The organism is Micromonospora sp. DSM 43699, from assembly GCF_055517075.1.
In genome coordinates this window covers 16,844-35,147 of record NZ_JBTMMT010000072.1, presented here as the reverse complement: position 1 = coordinate 35,147, position 18,304 = coordinate 16,844, and the positions used below count along the sequence as shown (strand labels likewise).

19 protein-coding genes and 3 tRNA genes are annotated in these 18,304 nt (G+C 73.2%); 13 read left to right on the top strand and 9 right to left on the bottom strand.

Annotated features, from left to right (window positions below; all coding sequences use genetic code 11):
* Positions 1 to 13: 13 nt before the first annotated feature.
* Positions 14 to 865, bottom strand: coding sequence for a Rieske (2Fe-2S) protein (locus AC0AIB_RS26385; RefSeq protein WP_328341337.1), 852 nt, complete (start codon positions 863 to 865; stop codon positions 14 to 16).
* Positions 866 to 1,051: 186 nt separating this feature from the next.
* Here AC0AIB_RS26385 and AC0AIB_RS26380 point away from each other — a divergent pair, with 186 nt between their 5' ends.
* On the top strand, positions 1,052 to 1,807 hold the full coding sequence (locus AC0AIB_RS26380; protein ID WP_328341339.1) for a crotonase/enoyl-CoA hydratase family protein: 756 nt from the start codon (positions 1,052 to 1,054) through the stop codon (positions 1,805 to 1,807).
* Between the two features lie 121 nt (positions 1,808 to 1,928).
* Here the strand turns inward: AC0AIB_RS26380 and AC0AIB_RS26375 are convergent, their stop codons facing one another.
* From AC0AIB_RS26375 to AC0AIB_RS26365, 3 genes are all read right to left on the bottom strand, one after another.
* Positions 1,929 to 3,413, bottom strand: a complete 1,485-nt coding sequence (locus AC0AIB_RS26375; protein ID WP_465097693.1) for a dihydrolipoyl dehydrogenase family protein — start codon at positions 3,411 to 3,413, stop codon at positions 1,929 to 1,931.
* A gap of 77 nt (positions 3,414 to 3,490) precedes the next feature.
* Complete coding sequence (locus AC0AIB_RS26370) at positions 3,491 to 4,813, bottom strand: cryptochrome/photolyase family protein (protein ID WP_465097692.1); 1,323 nt, start codon at positions 4,811 to 4,813, stop codon at positions 3,491 to 3,493.
* Positions 4,810 to 5,721, bottom strand: coding sequence for a phytoene/squalene synthase family protein (locus AC0AIB_RS26365; RefSeq protein ID WP_328341345.1), 912 nt, complete (start codon positions 5,719 to 5,721; stop codon positions 4,810 to 4,812). Before AC0AIB_RS26365 ends, AC0AIB_RS26370 begins: the two co-directional genes overlap by 4 nt.
* Positions 5,722 to 5,786: 65 nt before the next feature.
* Between AC0AIB_RS26365 and AC0AIB_RS26360 the strand changes: the two genes are divergently transcribed.
* From AC0AIB_RS26360 to AC0AIB_RS26320, 9 genes are all read left to right on the top strand, one after another.
* Positions 5,787 to 6,941, top strand: coding sequence for a polyprenyl synthetase family protein (locus AC0AIB_RS26360; RefSeq protein ID WP_328341347.1), 1,155 nt, complete (start codon positions 5,787 to 5,789; stop codon positions 6,939 to 6,941).
* A gap of 28 nt (positions 6,942 to 6,969) precedes the next feature.
* Positions 6,970 to 8,451, top strand: a complete 1,482-nt coding sequence (crtI, locus tag AC0AIB_RS26355; RefSeq protein WP_465097691.1) for a phytoene desaturase family protein — start codon at positions 6,970 to 6,972, stop codon at positions 8,449 to 8,451.
* Positions 8,452 to 8,455: 4 nt separating this feature from the next.
* Positions 8,456 to 9,088: an isopentenyl-diphosphate Delta-isomerase gene (gene idi, locus AC0AIB_RS26350; RefSeq protein ID WP_328341350.1), complete on the top strand. Its 633-nt coding sequence runs from the start codon at positions 8,456 to 8,458 to the stop codon at positions 9,086 to 9,088.
* Positions 9,078 to 10,016: a MerR family transcriptional regulator gene (locus AC0AIB_RS26345; protein WP_465097690.1), complete on the top strand. Its 939-nt coding sequence runs from the start codon at positions 9,078 to 9,080 to the stop codon at positions 10,014 to 10,016. The genes idi and AC0AIB_RS26345 overlap by 11 nt, the downstream gene beginning before the upstream one ends.
* Before the next feature lie 63 nt (positions 10,017 to 10,079).
* Positions 10,080 to 10,868 carry a polysaccharide deacetylase family protein gene (locus AC0AIB_RS26340; RefSeq protein WP_328341354.1) on the top strand — a complete coding sequence of 263 codons (789 nt, stop codon included), beginning with the start codon at positions 10,080 to 10,082 and terminating at the stop codon, positions 10,866 to 10,868.
* Positions 10,869 to 11,010: 142 nt separating this feature from the next.
* Positions 11,011 to 11,083: transfer RNA gene (locus AC0AIB_RS26335), tRNA-Glu, on the top strand.
* A 30-nt stretch (positions 11,084 to 11,113) separates the two neighbouring features.
* Positions 11,114 to 11,190 (top strand) — tRNA-Asp (locus AC0AIB_RS26330).
* Between the two features lie 101 nt (positions 11,191 to 11,291).
* Positions 11,292 to 11,365: transfer RNA gene (locus tag AC0AIB_RS26325), tRNA-Phe, on the top strand.
* A gap of 130 nt (positions 11,366 to 11,495) precedes the next feature.
* On the top strand, positions 11,496 to 12,020 hold the full coding sequence (locus AC0AIB_RS26320; protein WP_328341356.1) for an SRPBCC family protein: 525 nt from the start codon (positions 11,496 to 11,498) through the stop codon (positions 12,018 to 12,020).
* A 79-nt stretch (positions 12,021 to 12,099) separates the two neighbouring features.
* Here the strand turns inward: AC0AIB_RS26320 and AC0AIB_RS26315 are convergent, their stop codons facing one another.
* Positions 12,100 to 12,786 carry a DUF2786 domain-containing protein gene (locus tag AC0AIB_RS26315; protein WP_465097689.1) on the bottom strand — a complete coding sequence of 229 codons (687 nt, stop codon included), beginning with the start codon at positions 12,784 to 12,786 and terminating at the stop codon, positions 12,100 to 12,102.
* A 127-nt stretch (positions 12,787 to 12,913) separates the two neighbouring features.
* Here AC0AIB_RS26315 and AC0AIB_RS26310 point away from each other — a divergent pair, with 127 nt between their 5' ends.
* Positions 12,914 to 13,327, top strand: coding sequence for a hypothetical protein (locus tag AC0AIB_RS26310; protein ID WP_328341359.1), 414 nt, complete (start codon positions 12,914 to 12,916; stop codon positions 13,325 to 13,327).
* 70 nt (positions 13,328 to 13,397) lie between these two features.
* Here the strand turns inward: AC0AIB_RS26310 and AC0AIB_RS26305 are convergent, their stop codons facing one another.
* On the bottom strand, positions 13,398 to 13,787 hold the full coding sequence (locus AC0AIB_RS26305; RefSeq protein ID WP_328341361.1) for a hypothetical protein: 390 nt from the start codon (positions 13,785 to 13,787) through the stop codon (positions 13,398 to 13,400).
* A 183-nt stretch (positions 13,788 to 13,970) separates the two neighbouring features.
* Here AC0AIB_RS26305 and AC0AIB_RS26300 point away from each other — a divergent pair, with 183 nt between their 5' ends.
* Positions 13,971 to 15,323: an ABC transporter substrate-binding protein gene (locus AC0AIB_RS26300; protein WP_328341363.1), complete on the top strand. Its 1,353-nt coding sequence runs from the start codon at positions 13,971 to 13,973 to the stop codon at positions 15,321 to 15,323.
* Between the two features lie 50 nt (positions 15,324 to 15,373).
* Here the strand turns inward: AC0AIB_RS26300 and AC0AIB_RS26295 are convergent, their stop codons facing one another.
* Entirely contained in the window at positions 15,374 to 16,117 is a 744-nt protein-coding gene (locus AC0AIB_RS26295) for an enoyl-CoA hydratase/isomerase family protein (protein ID WP_328341365.1), read from the bottom strand.
* A complete protein-coding gene (locus tag AC0AIB_RS26290; RefSeq protein ID WP_328348975.1) occupies positions 16,114 to 16,968 on the bottom strand; it encodes a 3-hydroxyacyl-CoA dehydrogenase family protein in 855 nt (284 codons plus the stop codon). The genes AC0AIB_RS26295 and AC0AIB_RS26290 overlap by 4 nt, the downstream gene beginning before the upstream one ends.
* A gap of 169 nt (positions 16,969 to 17,137) precedes the next feature.
* On the opposite strand from AC0AIB_RS26290, the gene AC0AIB_RS26285 reads away from it, so the two are divergent.
* Positions 17,138 to 17,443 (top strand): hypothetical protein, encoded by a 306-nt coding sequence (locus AC0AIB_RS26285; RefSeq protein ID WP_328341366.1) that lies wholly within the window; start codon positions 17,138 to 17,140, stop codon positions 17,441 to 17,443.
* 53 nt (positions 17,444 to 17,496) lie between these two features.
* Here the strand turns inward: AC0AIB_RS26285 and AC0AIB_RS26280 are convergent, their stop codons facing one another.
* On the bottom strand, positions 17,497 to 18,279 hold the full coding sequence (locus tag AC0AIB_RS26280) for a class I SAM-dependent methyltransferase (protein WP_328341367.1): 783 nt from the start codon (positions 18,277 to 18,279) through the stop codon (positions 17,497 to 17,499).
* Between the last annotated feature and the right edge of the window lie 25 nt (positions 18,280 to 18,304).

Genomic DNA, 18,304 nt, shown 5'->3' with positions numbered 1-18,304 from the left:
GGGGTGTTTCGGGTTAGGGGAGGCGGGTTTGGAGGGTGCCGTCGACCACTCGGGTGGGGAGGATCTGCTGGTCGGTGGCGGAGGGGCCGTGGACGACCTCGCCGCCGTTGAGCCGGAACGCCGAGCCGTGCCAGGGGCAGACCACACAGGCGTGCCCGTCGATCTCCTTCACCTCACCCTCGCCGAGCGGGCCGCTCTGGTGCGGGCAGCGCTCCAACATCACGGTGACCTCGTCGCCATGCCGGTAGAGGATGACCGAGACGTCGTCCACCTCGCGGGTCACCAGCTCCCGCTGCGGCAGCCCGGCCAGTTCGACCACCGACTGCCACCCGTCGCCCATCCGATGCAGCTCGGAGACGCTCTGGCTGACCTGCGCCCCCTGCTTGTACGCCAGGTGCCCACCCAGGTAAGCCCCGGCACCCGCCGCGCCCAGCCCCAGGTAGGCAAGCACCCGGCCGACGCCGTGCCGACCGGTCAACCGGGCCGCGAGGGAACCTGCGTACAGGGTCAGCCCGACGGTGTTGGCGGCAGCGTGGACGAGCCCCACCCGACGCTGGTCCCGGGAGAGTTCCGCCCAGTCGTTGAGCCCGGCCACGGCGGCGGGCACCGCGCTCACCGTGCCCAGCGCGACAAGCGTGGTGGCCGCCCGACGCTGGCCGGGGAGCAGGTCGACCACTGCCGCGCTGATCCAGGCACCCACCGGCACCTGCACCATCGCCGGGTGCAGCGGATGGCCCAGGAAGACGCCGTGCAGCAGGTCACGTACCCGCTGCGGGCGCAGGGTCGTCTGGACGGCACGCTGCAACCGGTCGCCGGCCCGGTCCAGCGCGGTGGCCTGTTCGAGTTTCGTCATCAACGCTCGCACCTTCTCCGACTTCCCGGCTGACCGGGCGGCAAACCGGGCGGCCGGGACGAATCTCCCCCCGACCAGGACCAGCGACGTGCCCGGGAGCCGTGCGACGTTCACACATCGCCCCAACAGCGCCGCGCGCAAGCGCCCCGGGCAGCGGGTGGGGTGGTCCAGGCGGGGTGGGCCAGGGATGCTGGGGGGATGGCTGTGCATGTTGCCCGGGACGGGGCGGTGACCACGGTGATCCTCGACCGGGCGGCGTCGCGCAACGCCGTCGACGGCCCGACCGCGCGGGCGCTCGCCGACGCGTTCCGCGCGTTCGAGGCCGACCCGCAGGCCCGGGTCGCGGTGCTCTGGGGCGCGGGCGGCACGTTCTGCGCGGGTGCCGACCTCAAGGCCATCGGTACGCCGCGCGGCAACCGGGTCGAGCCCGACGGCGACGGCCCGATGGGTCCGACCCGGATGTCACTGTCCAAGCCGGTCATCGCGGCGATCTCCGGGTACGCGGTGGCCGGCGGCCTGGAACTGGCGCTCTGGTGCGATCTGCGGGTCGCCGAGTCGGACGCGGTGCTCGGGGTGTTCTGCCGACGCTGGGGAGTGCCGCTGATCGACGGTGGGACGGTACGGCTGCCCCGGCTCGTCGGGGAGGGCCGGGCGATGGACCTGATCCTCACCGGCCGTCCGGTGCCCGCCGACGAGGCGTACGCGATGGGGTTGGTCAACCGGGTGGTCGCGCCGGGCGAGGCGCGGGCGGCGGCCGAGCGGCTGGCCGCCGAGATCGCCCGCCACCCGCAGACCTGCCTGCGCAACGACCGGGCATCGGTGCTGGCCGGTGCCGGTCGGCCCGAGCCGGAGGCGCTCGCCACCGAACTCGCCTACGGGATCGACTCGCTCGCGGCCGACGCGCTGACCGGTGCAGCCCGCTTCACCGCCGGCGCCGGCCGCCACGGCGAGTGATGCCGACCCCCGGTCGACCCGGCGCCAGGGCCGGCGACACGGGGCACGGATCAGACCACGGCACGAGGCCGACCCGGCCGGCCGACACCGGGCAGGACCCGGGTCGGCCGGCGTGACGGGCTCAGCTCAGGTCGTCCAGGGCGCTCTGGATGGCCCGGTGGAACGTCGGGTACGCGTAGATCATGTGCCGGAGCTGGCTGACCGGGACGGCGGCGTGCACCGCCACCACCAGCGCCGATAGCACCTCGCCCCCAGCCGGGCCGACCGAGGTCGCCCCGATCAGCACCCCCTGGTCGGCGTCGGCGATCACCTTGATGAAGCCGCCCGGTTCACCCTTGTGGATCCAGCCCCGGGTGGACGACGACAGCTCGGTGAAACCGACCTGCACGTTGATGCCCCGCTCGCGGGCCTGCCGTTCGGTGAGCCCGACCGCGCCAACCTCGGGATCGGTGAAGGTGACCCGCGGCAGCGCCCGGTAGTCGGCGCGGGGCACGGTGCCAGCGGCGCCGCTCGGGCCGGCCGCGCCCATCGCACCTCCGACCGCGCTGGCCGCGCCCATCGCGCCGCCCACCACGCTGGCCGTGCCGCTGGCGTCGGGACCGCCCTCGGCCCGCCGGGCGTGGTCGAGCACGTCGGCGACCACGATCGACGCCTGGTACATGGCGATGTGGGTGAACGCGCCCTCGCCTGTCACGTCGCCGACCGCCCAGATCCCGTCCGTGACGTGCATCCGGTCGTCCACCGGCAGGTAGCGCTGGGTGGCGTCCACCCCGACGGTGTCCAGCCCCAACTCTTCCAGGTGGGCCCGGCGGCCGGTCACCACCAGCAGCTTCTCGGCGCTGAACGACCGGTCACCGGCGTGCACGGTGAACGTGTCGCCGTAGTGGTCGACCCGTTCGATCTTGACCTCGGTGGCGATCTCCACCCCGTCGGCACGTAACGCGGCGGTGGCCGCCTCGGACGACTCCGGCTCCTCCATGGCGAGCACCCGGCCGGACGCCTCCAGCACGGTCACCCGGACGCCGAACCGGGCGAAGACCTGCGCCAGCTCCAGCCCGATCGCGCCGCCCCCGATGATCAGCAGGGTCGCCGGCAGCTCCGCCACCTCGATCGCCTGGTGGTTCGTCCAGTACGGGGTGTCGGCCAGCCCGTCGATCGGCGGGATCGACGGGCGGGTGCCGGTGCCGACGACGATGCCCCGCCGGGCCTGGAAGACCTGGTCGCCGACCCGGACCCGGCCGGGGCCGTCGAGTCGGCCGCTACCGCGCAGGAACCTGCCGCCCTTGCCGGTGAACCGGTCCACCGCGGCCCGGTCGTTCCAGGTGTCGGTGGCCTCCTCCCGGATCCGCCGGGCCACCGGCGCCCAGTCCGGCCGGACCTGCGCCGACCCGGCCAACCCGTCGACCCGTCGCGCCTCGGCCAGGGCGTTCGCCGCCCGGATCATCATCTTGCTGGGGATGCAGCCCCAGTACGGGCACTCCCCGCCGACCAGGTCGCGTTCGACACCGACGACGGTGAGGCCGGCCTCGGCGAGCCGCCCGGCCACCTCCTCGCCGCCCACGCCGAGCCCGACCACGACCACGTCCACCAGTCCCGGCTCTGCCATCCCGCCAGCATTCCGCACGGTCCGGGCTCCGGCCACCGCTCCATCCCGCAATTCCCGCCCCCGTGCGCCGGACGGGGTCAGCGCAGCCAGACCGGATCGGCGCCGGGCACCTCCAGCGGCGGCGGGTAGTCGAGGGTGCGGCGTGTCTCGGGGGGCAGCCGCCATGGCTGGTGCACGGCCCTGCCGGCCACCGCCGCCAGCTCGGGCACCCAGCGGCGGACGTACCCGCCGTCGGGGTCGTAGCGTTCGGCCTGGCGTACCGGGTTGAGTCCCCGGTAGGGGCGGCTGTCGTTGCCGGTGCCGGCCACCCACTGCCAGTTGCCGGAGTTGTTCGGCACGTCCCCGTCGAGCAGCCAGCGGGAGAAGACCGCGAGGCCGGGTCGCCAGTCCAGGCCGAGCACCTTGGTCAGGTAACCGGCGGTGATCAACCGGGCCCGGTTGTGCATCCAGCCCTCGGCGTGCAGTTGGCGCATGCCGGCGTCCACGATCGGCATCCCGGTCCGGCCCTCGGTCCAGGCGGTCAGCGCCGCCGCGTCGTACCGCCAGTCCTCGGTGGCCCCGCGTCGGTACGCCTTCGCCGAGATCTCCGGGAAGGCGGCGGTGACCTGGTAGTAGAAGTCCCGCCAGCAGAGCTGCCTGACGAACGGCCCGCCCCGGTCGCCGGCCCGGTTCGCCACCGCCAGCGGGGACAGGCAGCCGAACCGCAGATACGGGCTGAGCCGGGAGGTCTCGTCGCCGGCCAGGTCGTCGTGGATGTCGTCGTACCGGTGCAGGGTCGGCAACCACTGCGCGAGCCGGCGCTGCCCGACGGTCTCGCCGCCGACCACGGCGGCCGGCGACCCGCCGTTCGGCAGCGCCGGCAGCCGGCCGACCTGGACCCCGTCGGGCAGGGTCACCCGCCGGGGCGCGGCCAGCTCCGCCCGCCACTGCACCCCCGACCAGACCCGGTGGTACGGGGTGAAGACCCGGTAGTGGTCGCCGCCACCGGGCCGCAGTGCCCCCGGCTCGACGACTGTGACACCGGGAAAGAGCCGCAGGAAGAGCCGGTGCCTGTCGCACTCGGCGCGCAGCAGGCGTTCCCGGCGGTGGGCGTACCGGCTGACGTCGGCGGAGAGGCCGATCCCCTCGGCGTCGACCTCGCGGGCCACCCGGATCGTCTCGGCCACCGGGTCGCCCCGGCGGATCACCAGGTCGCCGCCGAGGCCGCGCAGGGTGTCGCGGAGCTCGGCGAGGCACTGGTGCAGGAACCGGGTGCGGTTGGGCGAGCGGTCGGCGAGCGCCGGGTCGAGGACGTACAGCGGCACCACCCGGTCGAAGGCGGAGCAGGCCGTCGCCAGTGCCGGGTGGTCGTGCACCCGCAGGTCGCGGGTGAACAACACGACAGCCGTGCGGCCACTCACGACAGGTCGGGGCCGGGCACCACGACCGGGGTGCCGGTACGGGTGAGCAGCGCCTTCGCCGCCACCGCCAGCCGTCGTCGCTGGGGCACCACGGCCCGCGTGACGAACACGTCGAAGTCCTGGGCGGCGACCTCGTCGAGGATGCCGCCGTAGAGGGCGTAGGCGGTCCGCATGCACGCCTGGGAGGCGGGGGCGAGCAGGGTGATGCCCGGTGCGGCGGCGGCGTAGTGGGCCTGGGCGCGGGTCACCTCGTACTCGATGAGGTCGCGGATCCGGTCGGTGCTGCGGCCGGCGGCCTGCGCGGCGCGCAGGTCCTCGGTCGTGACGTTGAACTTGGCCAGGTCCTCGTCGGGCAGGTAGGTGCGGCCCCGGTCGAGGTCCTCGGCGACGTCCCGGATGAAGTTGGTGAGCTGGAAGGCAAATCCGAGCTGACGGGCCGGTTCCCGGGCGGCGACCGGGTCGGAGCTGCCGAGGATGGGCAGCATCATGGTGCCGATGACGGCCGCCGAGCCCTCCATGTAGTCGAGCAGGTCGTCGTAGGTCGGGTACGACATGACCGTCAGGTCCATCGCCATGCTGCGCAGGAACGACGCGAAGTCGGCCCGGTCCAGGTCGAACACGGCGATGGTGTGCAGCACCGCAGGCAGCAGCGGGTCGTCGACCGGATCGCCGTGCAGGCCGGCGACGAACCTGGAGCCCCAGGCGTCCAGCCGGGCGGCGCGTTCGGCGGGCGGCAGGTCCTCGGTGCGGTCCACGATCTCGTCGGCGTAGCGGGTGAAGCCGTACAGGGCGTGTACGTGCCGCCGTTTCCATGCGGGGAGCAGCCGGGTGGCGAGATAGTAGGTGCGGCCGTGGTGTCTGTGCAGCTCCTGGCATCGGGCATAGGCGGCGGTGAGATCGGTGTCCACCGGGGCCTCCTCGTATTCGACGCAGCAATCGACGCAACTCGTAACCCTAGGGTACGCTCGCTCACATGGCCAACGACGCAGTTGCGGGTAATGCGCTCCGCGTCGCGCCGGCACAGCCGGGAGCGACGGACGATCCGGTCCGCGGCGTACTGGCCGCTTTCGCGAAGGACCTGGTCAACAGCGTCGACGACACGCTTGCCGCGTTCCTCGCCCGCGAGGTCGAGGCGCTGACCGAGATCGACGCAGCGATGGGCGGTTTCGCCGCGACGGCGCGCGACTGCGTGCTGACCGGCGGCAAGCGGGTCCGCCCGACCTTCGCCTACTGGGGCTGGCGGGGGGTGGTGGGGGGCGACCAACCGCTGTCCCCGGTGCTGCCCGCGCTGGCCGCCCTGGAGCTGCTGCACACCTTCGCCCTGGTGCACGACGACGTGATGGACGCCTCCGACACCCGACGTGGCCGGCCCACCGCACACCGGGCCGCCGCCGCCCGGCACGTCACCGCCGGACACACCGGTGACCCGGGTCGGTTCGGTGAGTCGGTTGCCGTCCTCATCGGCGACCTCTGCCTGGTCTGGGCCGACCGACTGCTCGCCCACGCCGGCGTGCCGCCGTTCCGGCTGATCGAGGTGCGGCGCTGCTACGACCAGATGCGCGTCGAGACCATCGCCGGGCAGTACCTCGACGTGCTCGGCGAGAACGACGTGGCGAACTGGTCGGTGGACCGGGCGCTGCGGGTGGCCCGTTACAAGACCGCCAGCTACACCGTCCAGCGTCCGCTGCTCTTCGGCGCCAGCCTGGCCGGCATCGACACCGACGCGCCGCTGATCGCCGCGTACACCCGCTACGGGCTGGCCGTCGGCGAGGCGTTCCAGCTCCGCGACGACCTGCTCGGCGTGTACGGCGATCCGGCGACCACCGGCAAGCCGGCCGGTGACGACCTGCGGACCGGCAAACCCACAGTGCTGCTGATGCTCGCCCGCCAGCTCGCCACCGGCGGCCAGCGGCGGGCGCTGGAGCGGGCCGGGAGCGCCACCGGCGGCCGGGAGCTGGCCCGGCTGGCCGAGGTCGTCACCGACACCGGGGCGGTCGCCCGGGTGGAGGACATGATCTCCGACCGGGTCGCCGACGCGCTCGCCGCGTTGGAGACCGCGTCGATCGACGAGACGGCGCGCACCGCGCTGACCGGTCTCGCCACCGCCGCCACCACGCGGCGGGCATGATGGGCAACTTCGTGAGGGAGGTGGTCGTGTGCGTACCGTGACGGGACGTACGGACCGGGTGGTGGTCGTGGGCGCGGGCCTGGGTGGGCTGGCGTGCGCGCTGCACCTGGCCGGCAGCGGCCGGCAGGTGACAGTGCTGGAGCGCGAACCGGTGCCGGGCGGCCGGGCCGGGCGGCTCAGCGTCGACGGGTACGAGTTCGACACCGGCCCCACCGTGCTCACCATGCCCGACCTGATCGCCGAGGCGCTCGACGCGGTCGGCGAGGAGCTGTCCGACTGGCTCGACCTGACCCCGCTCGACCCCGCCTACCGGGCCTACTACCCGGACGGCTCCACCCTGGACGTGATCACCGACACCACCCGGATGGCGGCCGAGATCTCCCGGGTCTGCGGCCCCCGCGAGGCCGACGGCTACCTACGGTTCGTCGAGTACGCCCGCAACCTGTGGAACTGGGAGCGGGCCGACTTCATCGACCGCAACCTGGACGCCCCGATCGACCTGCTCACCGGCAACCTGCTGAGGCTGCTGGCCAGCGGGGCGTTCCGGCGTCTCCAGACCAAGATCAACCAGTTCTTCGACGACCCGCGTACCCAGCGGATCTTCTCCTTCCAGGCGATGTACGCCGGGCTCGCGCCGCACGACGCGCTGGCCATCTACAGCGTCATCGCCTACCTCGACTCGGTGGCCGGGGTCTACTTCCCGCGCGGCGGCATCCACGCGGTGGCCAAGGGGATGGCCGGCGCCGCCGAGAAGCACGGCGTGCAGATCCGCTACGACACCACCGTCACCCGGGTGGAGACCGCCAACGGTCGGGCCACCGGCGTGGTCACCGCCGACGGCGAACTGGTCCCGGCCGACGTGGTGGTGCTCAACCCGGACCTGCCGGTCGCCTACCGCGACCTGCTGCCCGAGGGCCGGCGGCGCAGGCTGACCTACTCGCCGTCCTGCGTGGTCCTGCACGTCGGATCGACGCAGGAGTATGGGAAGATCGCTCATCACAACATCCATTTCGGACGGTCCTGGAAGGGCACCTTCGACGAGGTGATCGGGCGCGGTGAGCTGATGACCGACCCGTCGCTGCTGGTCACCAACCCGAGCCGGACCGACCCGTCGGTCGCCCCGGCCGGGCGGCACACCTACTACGTGCTGGCCCCGGTGCCCAACCTCGACCGGGCCCCGTTCGACTGGCGGGGCGACCTGAGCCGGCGCTACGCCGACCAGCTCGTCGCCACCCTGGAGGAGCGCGGGTACGTCGGGTTCGGCGCCGGCATCGAGGTGTTGCGTACGATCACCCCCGCCGAGTGGGAGGAGCAGGGAATGGCCGCCGGTACGCCGTTCGCCGCCGCACACAGCCTCTTCCAGACCGGGCCGTTCCGCCCGTCGAACCTGCACCGCAGCCTGCCCAACGTGGTCTTCACCGGCTCCGGCACCCAGCCCGGCGTGGGTGTGCCGATGGTGCTGATCTCCGGCAAGCTCGCCGCCAACCGCATCACCGGCGCGGGTCGGTGACCGGGTGAAGTCACGGGAGGGTCACCTCGTCGAGCTGGTCGACGACACCGGCCGGGCACTCGGCGAAGCCACCGTCTCCGCCGCCCACCAGGCACCCGGACGGCTGCACCGGGCCTTCTCGGTGCTGCTCGTCGACCCGGACGGCCGGGTGCTCCTGCAACAACGGGCCGCGGTGAAGACCCGGTTCCCGCTGCGCTGGGCCAACTCCTGCTGCGGGCACCCGCTGCCAGGTGAGCCGCTGGCGGAGGCGGCCAACCGCCGGCTCGCCGAGGAGTTGGGCGCCGGGCCGGTGTCGCTGACCGAGGTCGGCGTCTACCTCTACTACGCCGAGGACCCGGCCTCCGGTCGGGTCGAGTTCGAGTACGACCACGTGCTGCGGGCCGACGTGCCGGCCGAGCTCACCCTGCTGCCGGACCCGGACGAGGTGTCCGAGCTGCGCTGGGTGGACCCGGTCCGGTTGATGACCGAGATCGACGCCGACCCGCGCACGTACTCGCCCTGGCTCGGCGGTGTGGTGAGCCGGCTGCTGCGCCCCACCACCGACACTGCCACCACCGGTTCCGACGCCCCCGCCGGGTCCGCCACCCCGTCCGGACAACGGGTGGACGACGCGTCGGAGCGGTCGGGTGGTCGATGAGCCGCTGAGCGCGGGGGCCGTGGCACGCCGGCTGGGTGTGGCGGTCACCACCCTGCGTACCTGGCACCAGCGCTACGGCCTGGGTCCCAGCCAGCACGTCCCGGGTCACCACCGGCGTTACACGCCGACCGACCTGGCCCGACTGGAGATCATGCGGAAGCTCACCGCCGAGGGGGTCACCCCGGCGGAGGCGGCCCGCTGGGCGAAGCAGAGCCCCGGCGGGCAGCTACGGCTGCGGGCCGGCGTCGGGCGGGACGGCGGAGGACAGACCATCCCGGTCGGCCGGGCCGGGCCGGCCGCCCGGGGGCTGGCCCGCGCCGCCATGCGGCTGGACGCGGCGGTGATCGGCGACACGATCTCGCTCGCCCTGGCCACCGACGGGGTCGTCGCCACCTGGGAGGGGCTGCTCCGGCCGGTGCTGGCCGGCATCGGTGAGCGCCACGTCACCACCGGCGGCCTGATCGAGGTGGAACACCTGCTGTCCCGGTGCGTCTCCGAGGCGTTCGCCGCCGTCGCCCGGTCCGCCCGGGCCGGCGGTCCGGCCAGGATCCTGCTCTCCTGCGCCGACGAGGAGCAGCACACCCTGCCCCTGGAGGCGCTGGCCGCGGCGCTGGCCGCGGCGCGCGTGGCATACCGGATGCTCGGGGCCCGGGTGCCGGTGGCGGCCCTGGTCGAGGCGGTCAACCGGACCGGGCCGGCGGCCGTGGTGGTCTGGTCGCACACCCGCCCGACCGCCGACCCGGGGCAGCTCTCCGCGCTGCTCGCGGTGCCCCGCCGACCGCTGCTGGTGCTCGCCGCCGGGCCGGGCTGGCGGGCCGACACACTGCCCGCCGGGGTGGTCCGCCCGGTCGACCTGGCCGAGGCGGTATCACTCGCGCTGGCCGTCCGGGATTCGTTGGACCAGTCGACGGGGGCCGACCGGGCCTGACGAAACGGGACATCGTGAACTACCGTCGGGGCGGTCCGCTTACCCCTTCCCCCCGGAGTGACGATGCGTTCACGCCCCGTCCTGGCGGTTGCCCTGGGTCTGCTCCTGCTGGTCGCCGGCTGCGGAGACCAGCCCCGACACGTCCGGCCGGCCGCCGCGCCGGCCCCGGCCACCCCCGCGCCCGAGCCGGCCCAGACCCCGACCCCGACGCCGTCGCCCACCAGCAAGCCGAAGCCCCGGTTGCGACCGAAACCGAAGACGCTCCCCGCCGGCCTGCGTAAGGCGACCGGAGTACGCGCGGTGGCGCTGACCTTCGACGACGGCCCCGACCCGACCTGGACACCGAAGGTCCTCAACGACCTCCGGGCGGCCAAGGTCAAGGCGACGTTCTGCGTGGTCGGCACCCAGGTCCGCAAGCACCCGGAGCTGGTGGCCCGGATCGTCCGGGAGGGGCACCAGCTCTGCAACCACAGTTGGCGGCACGACGTCGACCTGGGTCGCCGGCCGGTCGCCGAGATCCGGGCCGACCTGGTCCGCACCAACCAGGCCATCACCAAGGCCGTCCCGGGCGCGAAGGTGCCGTTCTACCGTCAGCCCGGGGGCCGGTGGACGCCGGAAGTGGTGGCGGTGGCCAAGCAGTTGGGCATGCGGTCGCTGCACTGGACCGTCGACCCGCAGGACTGGGCCAAGCCCACGACCGGCGTCATCACCAAGCGGGTCGAGAACGCCGCCCGTCCCGGGGCGGTGGTGCTGATGCACGACGGTGGGGGTGACCGGAGCCGCACCCTCGGGGCCGTGCCGCACGTCATCGGTGACCTGAAGCGCCGATTCGGCATCGCGCCACCCCGCTGAGCTGCCGGTATGCCCAGCCGGGTCCGGCCGGGCATACCGGTTTGGCCGACTGGCAGGGGATGACATATGCTTCTCATGCCTCCGGCGGGGCCGGATGGGAGCAAGTCCGCAGAAGTTGCGAGTGTGCAATGATGGCGGGGACGCCCTCATCGTCTAGTGGCCCAGGACGCCGCCCTTTCAAGGCGGTAGCACGGGTTCGAATCCCGTTGGGGGTACGATCCGGCCCAGCCGGAGGCAACAAGTAAGGTCCTGTGGAGCAGTTGGAGTGCTCGCCGCCCTGTCAAGGCGGAGGTCGCGGGTTCAAGTCCCGTCAGGACCGCCAGCGCCGACGCCGCGTGCACCATTGCGCGGCGTTCTGCGTTATCGGGACGAGTCACCCGTCGGCGGAGAACCCGCCCTCCGGTAACATGTCCCGAAGCACCAGGCCAGGTAGCTCAGTTGGTACGAGCGTCCGACTGAAAATCGGAAGGTCGGCGGTTCGACCCCGCCCCTGGCCACATAGCCTTTCGCCGGGCTACAGAAAACGGTGACCTGCGGAGACGCGGTCACCGTTTTCGTGTATCCGGCTTCCCACGAGCGCGTACACGAGGCTGCACAGCGCCTCGTCAGCCGGTATGGTCCGGGCCTATGGGACAGGAGAACGTGAATCCGGAGGACGTCCACCAGGACGTCGACCGGTACTCGCTGCGCTCCACGCTCCTCGTCCCCGCCAGCGCGGAACAGGCCTTCGCGGTCTTCACCGGCTCCCTTACCGACTGGTGGGTACGTGAATACACCTGGTCCGGGCCGGCGGCGCTTGCCGAGTTGGGGATCGAACCCCGGGCCGGCGGCATGCTCTACGAAATCGGCCCGTACGGCTTCCGGGGCGACTGGGGCCGGGTGCTCACCTGGGATCCACCGCGCCGACTCGTCTTCACCTGGCAGCTCGGCGCGGACCGGGTCCCGGTGCCGGACCCGGCCCGCGCCAGCGAGGTGGAGGTGCTGTTCCTGCCGGACGAGTCGGGGCAGACCCGCATCGAGCTGGAGCACCGGCACTTCGACCGGCACGGTGAGGCCGCCGAGGGTTATCGCGCCGCGTTGACCGCCGGCTGGCACGAACTGCTCGGCCGCTACCTCGCCACCCTCACCCGCACCGTCCCCGGCCCCCACTGACCCACCCCCGCTCCGCCCCCTCGTTCCCCCGTGCCTCCGCCGGGCCCCGGCAGGTGAGCCGGAGCTGGGTGAGGGCCGGTCAGGTGGAGCCGGTCACCGCGTCGGGGCCGCCGAGGTCCGCCCGGCGGCCGGCCGCCGCTCCCGCGCCGAAGCCGGAGCCGGCGAGTCGACGGGTCGGGGCGCTCCGCAGCCGGGGATAGACCTCGGTGACCCGGCGGGCCACCCGGTCCGAACGGTCGGCCAGCACCAGCGCGACCGACGGGGTGCCCCGTTCCGCCGCCGCGCCCGCCTCGGCGGCCCGGAGCCGCTCCGAGATCACCCGGGCGAAGCCGGCCAGCCAGGAACGGCGGAACGCCGCCGGGTGCTCACCGGGCGGCACCACGGTGCCGGCGAGCCCGTGCGCGGCCTGCACCAGCAGCGAGGTGAAGAGCAGGTCCACCCGCTCCAGGTCGCTGGCGAAGCCGAACAGGTGCAGCACGAATCCGCTGCCGTCCTGCCGTCGTACGCAGCGGCAGCGCAGCGGGTCGGCCACCGCCGCGAGCAGCCCGGCCTTGTCCCGGGCGTACGGGGCGACGACGTCGACCACCCGGTCGCCGACCGGATCGGTGGTCGGATCCCGGGCGGCCAGCAGTGCGCGGTCGACACCGTACCGGGCGATCAACTCGGTGGCCTTGGCGGTGAAGGCGGCCGACTCGGCGGGGGTGCAGGCGGCGTCCTCGGCCTGGGCCAACAGCTTGCGCACCTTGCTGAGCATCGCCTCGGACATCCGTCACAGGTACCACGAAGGTTCACGAGTCCGTCACAGCGGGATCAGAGATCGACAGATATCATCGCCACTCACCGCGCCCTGTCCGCGACTCAGGGTCCGTCCCCTCTTCCCTGGAGGCACCACCATGGCATTCCGGCCCGCCCGCCTGATCGCGATCGCCGCCACCCTGCCCCTGCTGTGGTACGGCGCACCCGCACAGGCCGCCCCGGAGACCAACCTCTCCGCCTCGGCCGCCACCTGCTACGGCGGGGCGGTCCGGTCGTACTTCCAGGTCGGCGGCTGGGGTGGGGACGCCGGCCCGTACAAGGCGAGCGCCCGGTGCAAGGACGTCAACGTCAAGAACAGCAGCGAGTTCGGCACCGAGGCGTGCGTGGTCTTCATCGACAAGACCAACAAGTGCAACTACCTGACCTACCTGCCGGCGAAGTCGGACTACATCACCGTCGCCACCAACGTGCGGGACGGGGCGAACTTCAAGGTCCGCTTCTCCAACCTGCGCTACGAGTACGAGCCCCTGGTGGCGTACCACGCGTTCTGAGCCGGCCGACGCGACGCCCGCCGCCGAAGAGCCACCCCGGCGCGACGGCCCGCAGCGGGGGCGGGGCGGGTCAGCCGGCCCGGCTGCGCAGGGTGGCCACGGTCGAGCCGGCGAGGGTGAGCAGGCAGTCCGGTAGCTGCCCGTCGGCGACCGCCGCCCCGAACAGCGCCTCGCCGGTGTCGGCGTCGTGGTTGGCGTACGCGCTGACGAACCGGGCGACCCAACGGGTGTCGTACCCTGCCTCGTCGATGCCTGGGAAGTCCAGCGCGCACGCTCCCGGCGGCGGCGGGTCGCCGATCATGGTGGCGGCCAGGGTCCAGGCGACCGTGTACGCCCCGGCGAGGCCGGACCGGTCCACCACGGCGTCGAAGGTGCCGACAACGGCGGCACCGTCTCCGGACAGCGCCGAATCGAGTACGGCGGTAGCGTCGGCCAGCGTCTGATCCGGTACGTCGGTCACTTGCGGCACAGTAGGAGGCCAGGTCAAGCGAGAGAGCGCCGAAATGGTGACCACCTGCTGGGACGGCGTGACGGAGCGTACGGACGACTGTCGGGCCGACGACCAGGGCAGCCTCCCTTGGTCCCACGGCTGCCGTCGGCACGCTATGGTGCGCACCGGACCTGCGCCGGAGGAAGGACGACCATGCTCGTTACACGCGGCCCGCGCGCGGCCACCCTGGCGGCCTGCGCGTCGTTCCTGCTCGCCGTCAGCGCGTGCGGGACGACCGACAAGCCCGAGGAGGCGGCCACCCCGCAGGTGCGCCTGTACGGCACCGACGGCAACATGCAGAACTCCTTCGCCGCCGAGCTGAAGGACCGGGCCGACCTCGTCGACGGCATGAAGGGCACCACGCCGCTCACGCCGCTCACCGACGACTTCAAGCAGCGGCTACGCTCCGTCGACCCGAAGTTGACCGACTACCTCTACGCGGCGGAGACGTACGACGCGGTCATGATCAGTTCGTTGGCCGCCCAGCTGGCCGGGAGCACCGATCCGGCCGACATCGCCAAGCAGATCGTCGGGGTGACCACCAACGGTCGCCGCTGCACCGATGCGGCGAGCTGCCTGCCGCTGGCCCGGGACGGCCAGGACATCGAGTACCGCGGCCAGTCGCTGACCCGCGCCGGCTTCACCGACCTCGGGGAGCCGGCCACCGCCAGCTACGCGACCCTGCACTTCGACAACCAGAAGATCAACGACGCGAAGACCGAGTTCGTGGGCGCCGGAGACGAGTCCGGGGTGAGCACCAAGGCCGCACCCAAGCCGAAGAAGCAGCGGGGCGGGCGCAACGACAGCAGCGACGGCTCCCCGCTGATCCTCGGCGGCCTGCTGCCCAAGACCGGTGACCTGGCCCTGGCCTATCCGCCCCTGGCGGCCGGCGTGGCGTTGGCGATCAAGGAGATCAACGCCGCGGGTGGGGTGCTCGGCGACCCGGTGACCTGGTTCGACGGTGACGACGGCACCAACCCGGCCGTCGCCAAGGCCACCGTGGCGTCGCACGTCAGGAACAAGGTCCAGGTGATCATCGGGGCCGCCGCGTCCGGGATCTCCGCCGCCGTGCTGCCGGACGTGGTGGCGGCGGGGAAGATCCTCTTCTCGCCGTCCAACACCGATGCGGGGTTGAGCCAGGCCGACGACAAGGGCCTCTACTTCCGGACCGCTCCGCCGGACAGCCTCCAGGGCCGGGCCCTGGCCGACGTGATCCTCCGCGACGGCCCGCACAAGATCGTGGTGGTGGCCCGCAAGGACTCCTACGGTGAGGGCCTCCAGGAGACCGTCCGCGCCGAGCTGGAGCGGGCCGGCTTCGGCAGTGACCGGGTGAAGCTGTTCACCTACGACCCGCCGGCCGACGCCAAGGCCCCGCCTGTCGACTTCGGCAACCTGGCCGGTGAGATCAAGAACTACCGTCCGGAGGCCGTGCTGGTCATCGGCTTCGGCGAGTCCGCCGGGCTGATCAAGGCACTGGCCGACGCGGGCGTACCGATCCGACACTGACGCCGACGTCGCCGGGGGCTGCACCGGAGCTGGTGCCGCCCCCGGCTCCGTCAGCGCGGCCGGCGACGGTCCAGGAAGTCGGTCATCCGGCGGTGCTTCTCCTCGTCCTCGAAGAGCACCGCCTGGCTGACCAGGTCCAGCTGCGGGTGGGCGGCGACCGGGGCGTCCACCGCGAGCTTGGTCAACCGCAGCGCCAGCGCGGAGCCCTCGGCCATCTCGTCGAGCAGCCCGTGCGCGGTGGGCAGCAGCTCCGCCGGCTCCGCCACCACCCGGTTCACCAGACCGATCCGTAGCGCCTCGTCGGCGTCGACCCGCCGACCGGTGAAGAGCAGTTCCTTGGCCCGGCCCTCGCCGACCAGCGCCGGCAACCGGTGGGTCGCCCCGGCACCGGCCAGGATGCCCAACCGCACCTCGGGCTGGCCGAAGACCGCCCGGGCCGTACACACCCGCAGATCGCAGGCGTACGCCAGCTCCGCGCCGCCGCCCAACGCGGGACCGTCCACGGCGGCCACGCTCGGCATCGGCAGGGCCCGGAGCCGGGCGAAGGCCGCCGAGTTGATCGCGGCGAGGGCGTCCAGCCGACCCCGCTCCCGCAGCTGGCCGATGTCGGCACCACCGGCGAAGAGCCCGTCCGCGCCGCCGGTGAGCAGCAGCAACCGGGGCCGGGCCTCCAGGTCGGCGCAGACGTCGTGCAGTGCGCCGATCAGGTCGGCGTCGATGGCGTTGCGCTTCTCCGGCCGGTCCAGCGTCACCACCACCCGGTCGGGCAGCTCCTCCACCCGCAGCCCGCTCATCGCCGCCGACCGTCCTGCCACGAGTAGAAGCCCTGCCCGGACTTCTTGCCGAGCTTCCCGGCGGCGACCATCTCGACAAGCAGCGGCGGCGGTGCGAACCGGTCCCCGTACGCGGCCTGGAGGGTGCGGGCGATGTCCAGCCGCACGTCCAGCCCGACCAGGTCGGTCAGCTCCAACGGGCCGACCGGGTGCCGGTAGCCGAGCACCATCGCCTTGTCCACGTCGGCCGGCTCGGCCACCCCGTCGGCCACCATCCGGATCGCCTCCAGGCCGAGGGTCACCCCGAGCCGGGAGGTGGCGAAGCCGGGCATGTCGCGTACCACGACGGGGTCCTTGCCCAGCCGGCCGGCGAGCGCGACGGCCGCCGCGGTGGTCTCCGGTGCGGTGGCCGCGCCGACCACGACCTCCAGCAGGGCCATCACCCAGACCGGGTTGAAGAAGTGCAGCCCGAGGAAGGACTCCGGCCGGGCCAGCCCCTCGGCCAGTTCGCCGATGGGGATGCTCGAGGTGTTGCTGCCCAGCAGCGCCGGGCGCAGCCGTTCCGCCTCGGCCAGCACCGACCGCTTCAGCTCCGACCGCTCGGGCACCGCCTCGACGACCACCTCCGGTGCCGGGGCGATCTCGGCGAGCGCGCTCCGCAGGGTGATCCGCGACCGTTGCGCGGCGGCCTCGTCGCCGCCGAGCTTCCCGCGCTGCACCGCCCGCTCGCACAGCTCGTCGAGGCGGACGGCGGCGGCCTCGGCCCGACCCCGGTCCACCTCCACAAGCTCGACGGCGTAGCCCGCGCCGGCCGCCACGTAGGCGATGCCGAGCCCCATCGTGCCGGCCCCGACGACGACAAGACGACTCATCGCTGCTCCCTCACTGCGCACGGTGGCGTGCGGGGTCTCCGGCACGCCCTGCCGCTCGCTTCGCTCGCTCATGGGTGCGACCCTATGCAGCACCGTTCCCGGCGGCATGCGTGGGGGATCGCCACACCGGGTACAGACGGGCCAACGTCAAGGGAAGGAACCAGTCGACATGAGCCAGGCACCGGAGACCGTGGACGGCAGCGACACCACCGACGGCACGGCGATCGTGGAGACGCGCGGCAACGAGCGTGTCGACCTGCTCCGCGCCGACACCAACAACGACGGCAAGACCGACGTGTGGGTGGTGGACACCGACGGCGACGGCCGGGCCGACCTGTTCCAGTTCGACACCGACGGCGACGGCAAGGTCGACATCACCATGGTCGACATCGACGAGGACGGCACCCCGGACGAGGTGGTCGACGGCGACGGCGGCCTCCCCCCGGAGCAGCTCCCCCCGACCGTCCAGGTCTGATCCGGGCGCGGGGGCCCCGGTCGGGCCCCCGCCCACCTCCCGGTCGGGCCCGCTCACCGCCCGGCCAGCCGCAGGGTGGCCAGATAGTACGGAGCGTCGCGGTCGTCCACGTCGGTCAACCGCCACGGGGTGCCCCGGACCAGCTCGGCCAACTCCTCGGGCGAGCAGACCAGGTAGTCGAACCACTCGGTGCCGAGCTCGCGGTAGCGCAGCCGCAACCGCAGTTGCCCACCGAGCCGACCGCGCCGGCGGTTCCGCTCGTGGTAGCCGGTGTGCACCGGGTCCGTGGTGCCGTACGGGTCGGTGCCGTGCGCGATGACCTGCGCACCGGGCCGGGCCAGGGCGGCCAGCGCGGCGAGGAACCCCGGTGCCCGCTCCCGCCCCTCGAACAGCCCCAGGTTGTTGCCGAGCAGCAGGAACGTGTCGTAGCGCCGGCCGTCGGCCACGTGCTCGTCGACGGTGCCGAGGACGAGGTCGCGCACCCCCCGGTGCCGGCTGACGCGCAGCGCCCCCGGTGAGGTGTCCAGCCCGGTGACCGGTACGCCGTGTTCCTGGAGCACCAGCGCGATCCGGCCGCCCCCGACGCCGACGTCCAGGGTGGCGCCCCGGGCCCGGTCCACGGCCCGGTGGTCGTACGGCTGCCAGTGCTCGGGACCGTCCAGGTAGTGCGCGGCGGGCGCCCCGTTGACCAGCCCGTCGTCCCGTTCGATGATCTCGATGACCGGCCGGGGCAGCCGCCCGCCGACCAGCGGCCGGGGCCCGATCCCGGTGTGCACCGCGTACGCGTCACGCAGCAGTTCTCCGAACACGTCGCCCAGCCGAGGTTCTCCGGTCACGACTGCACGCTATCGGGGCCCGGTC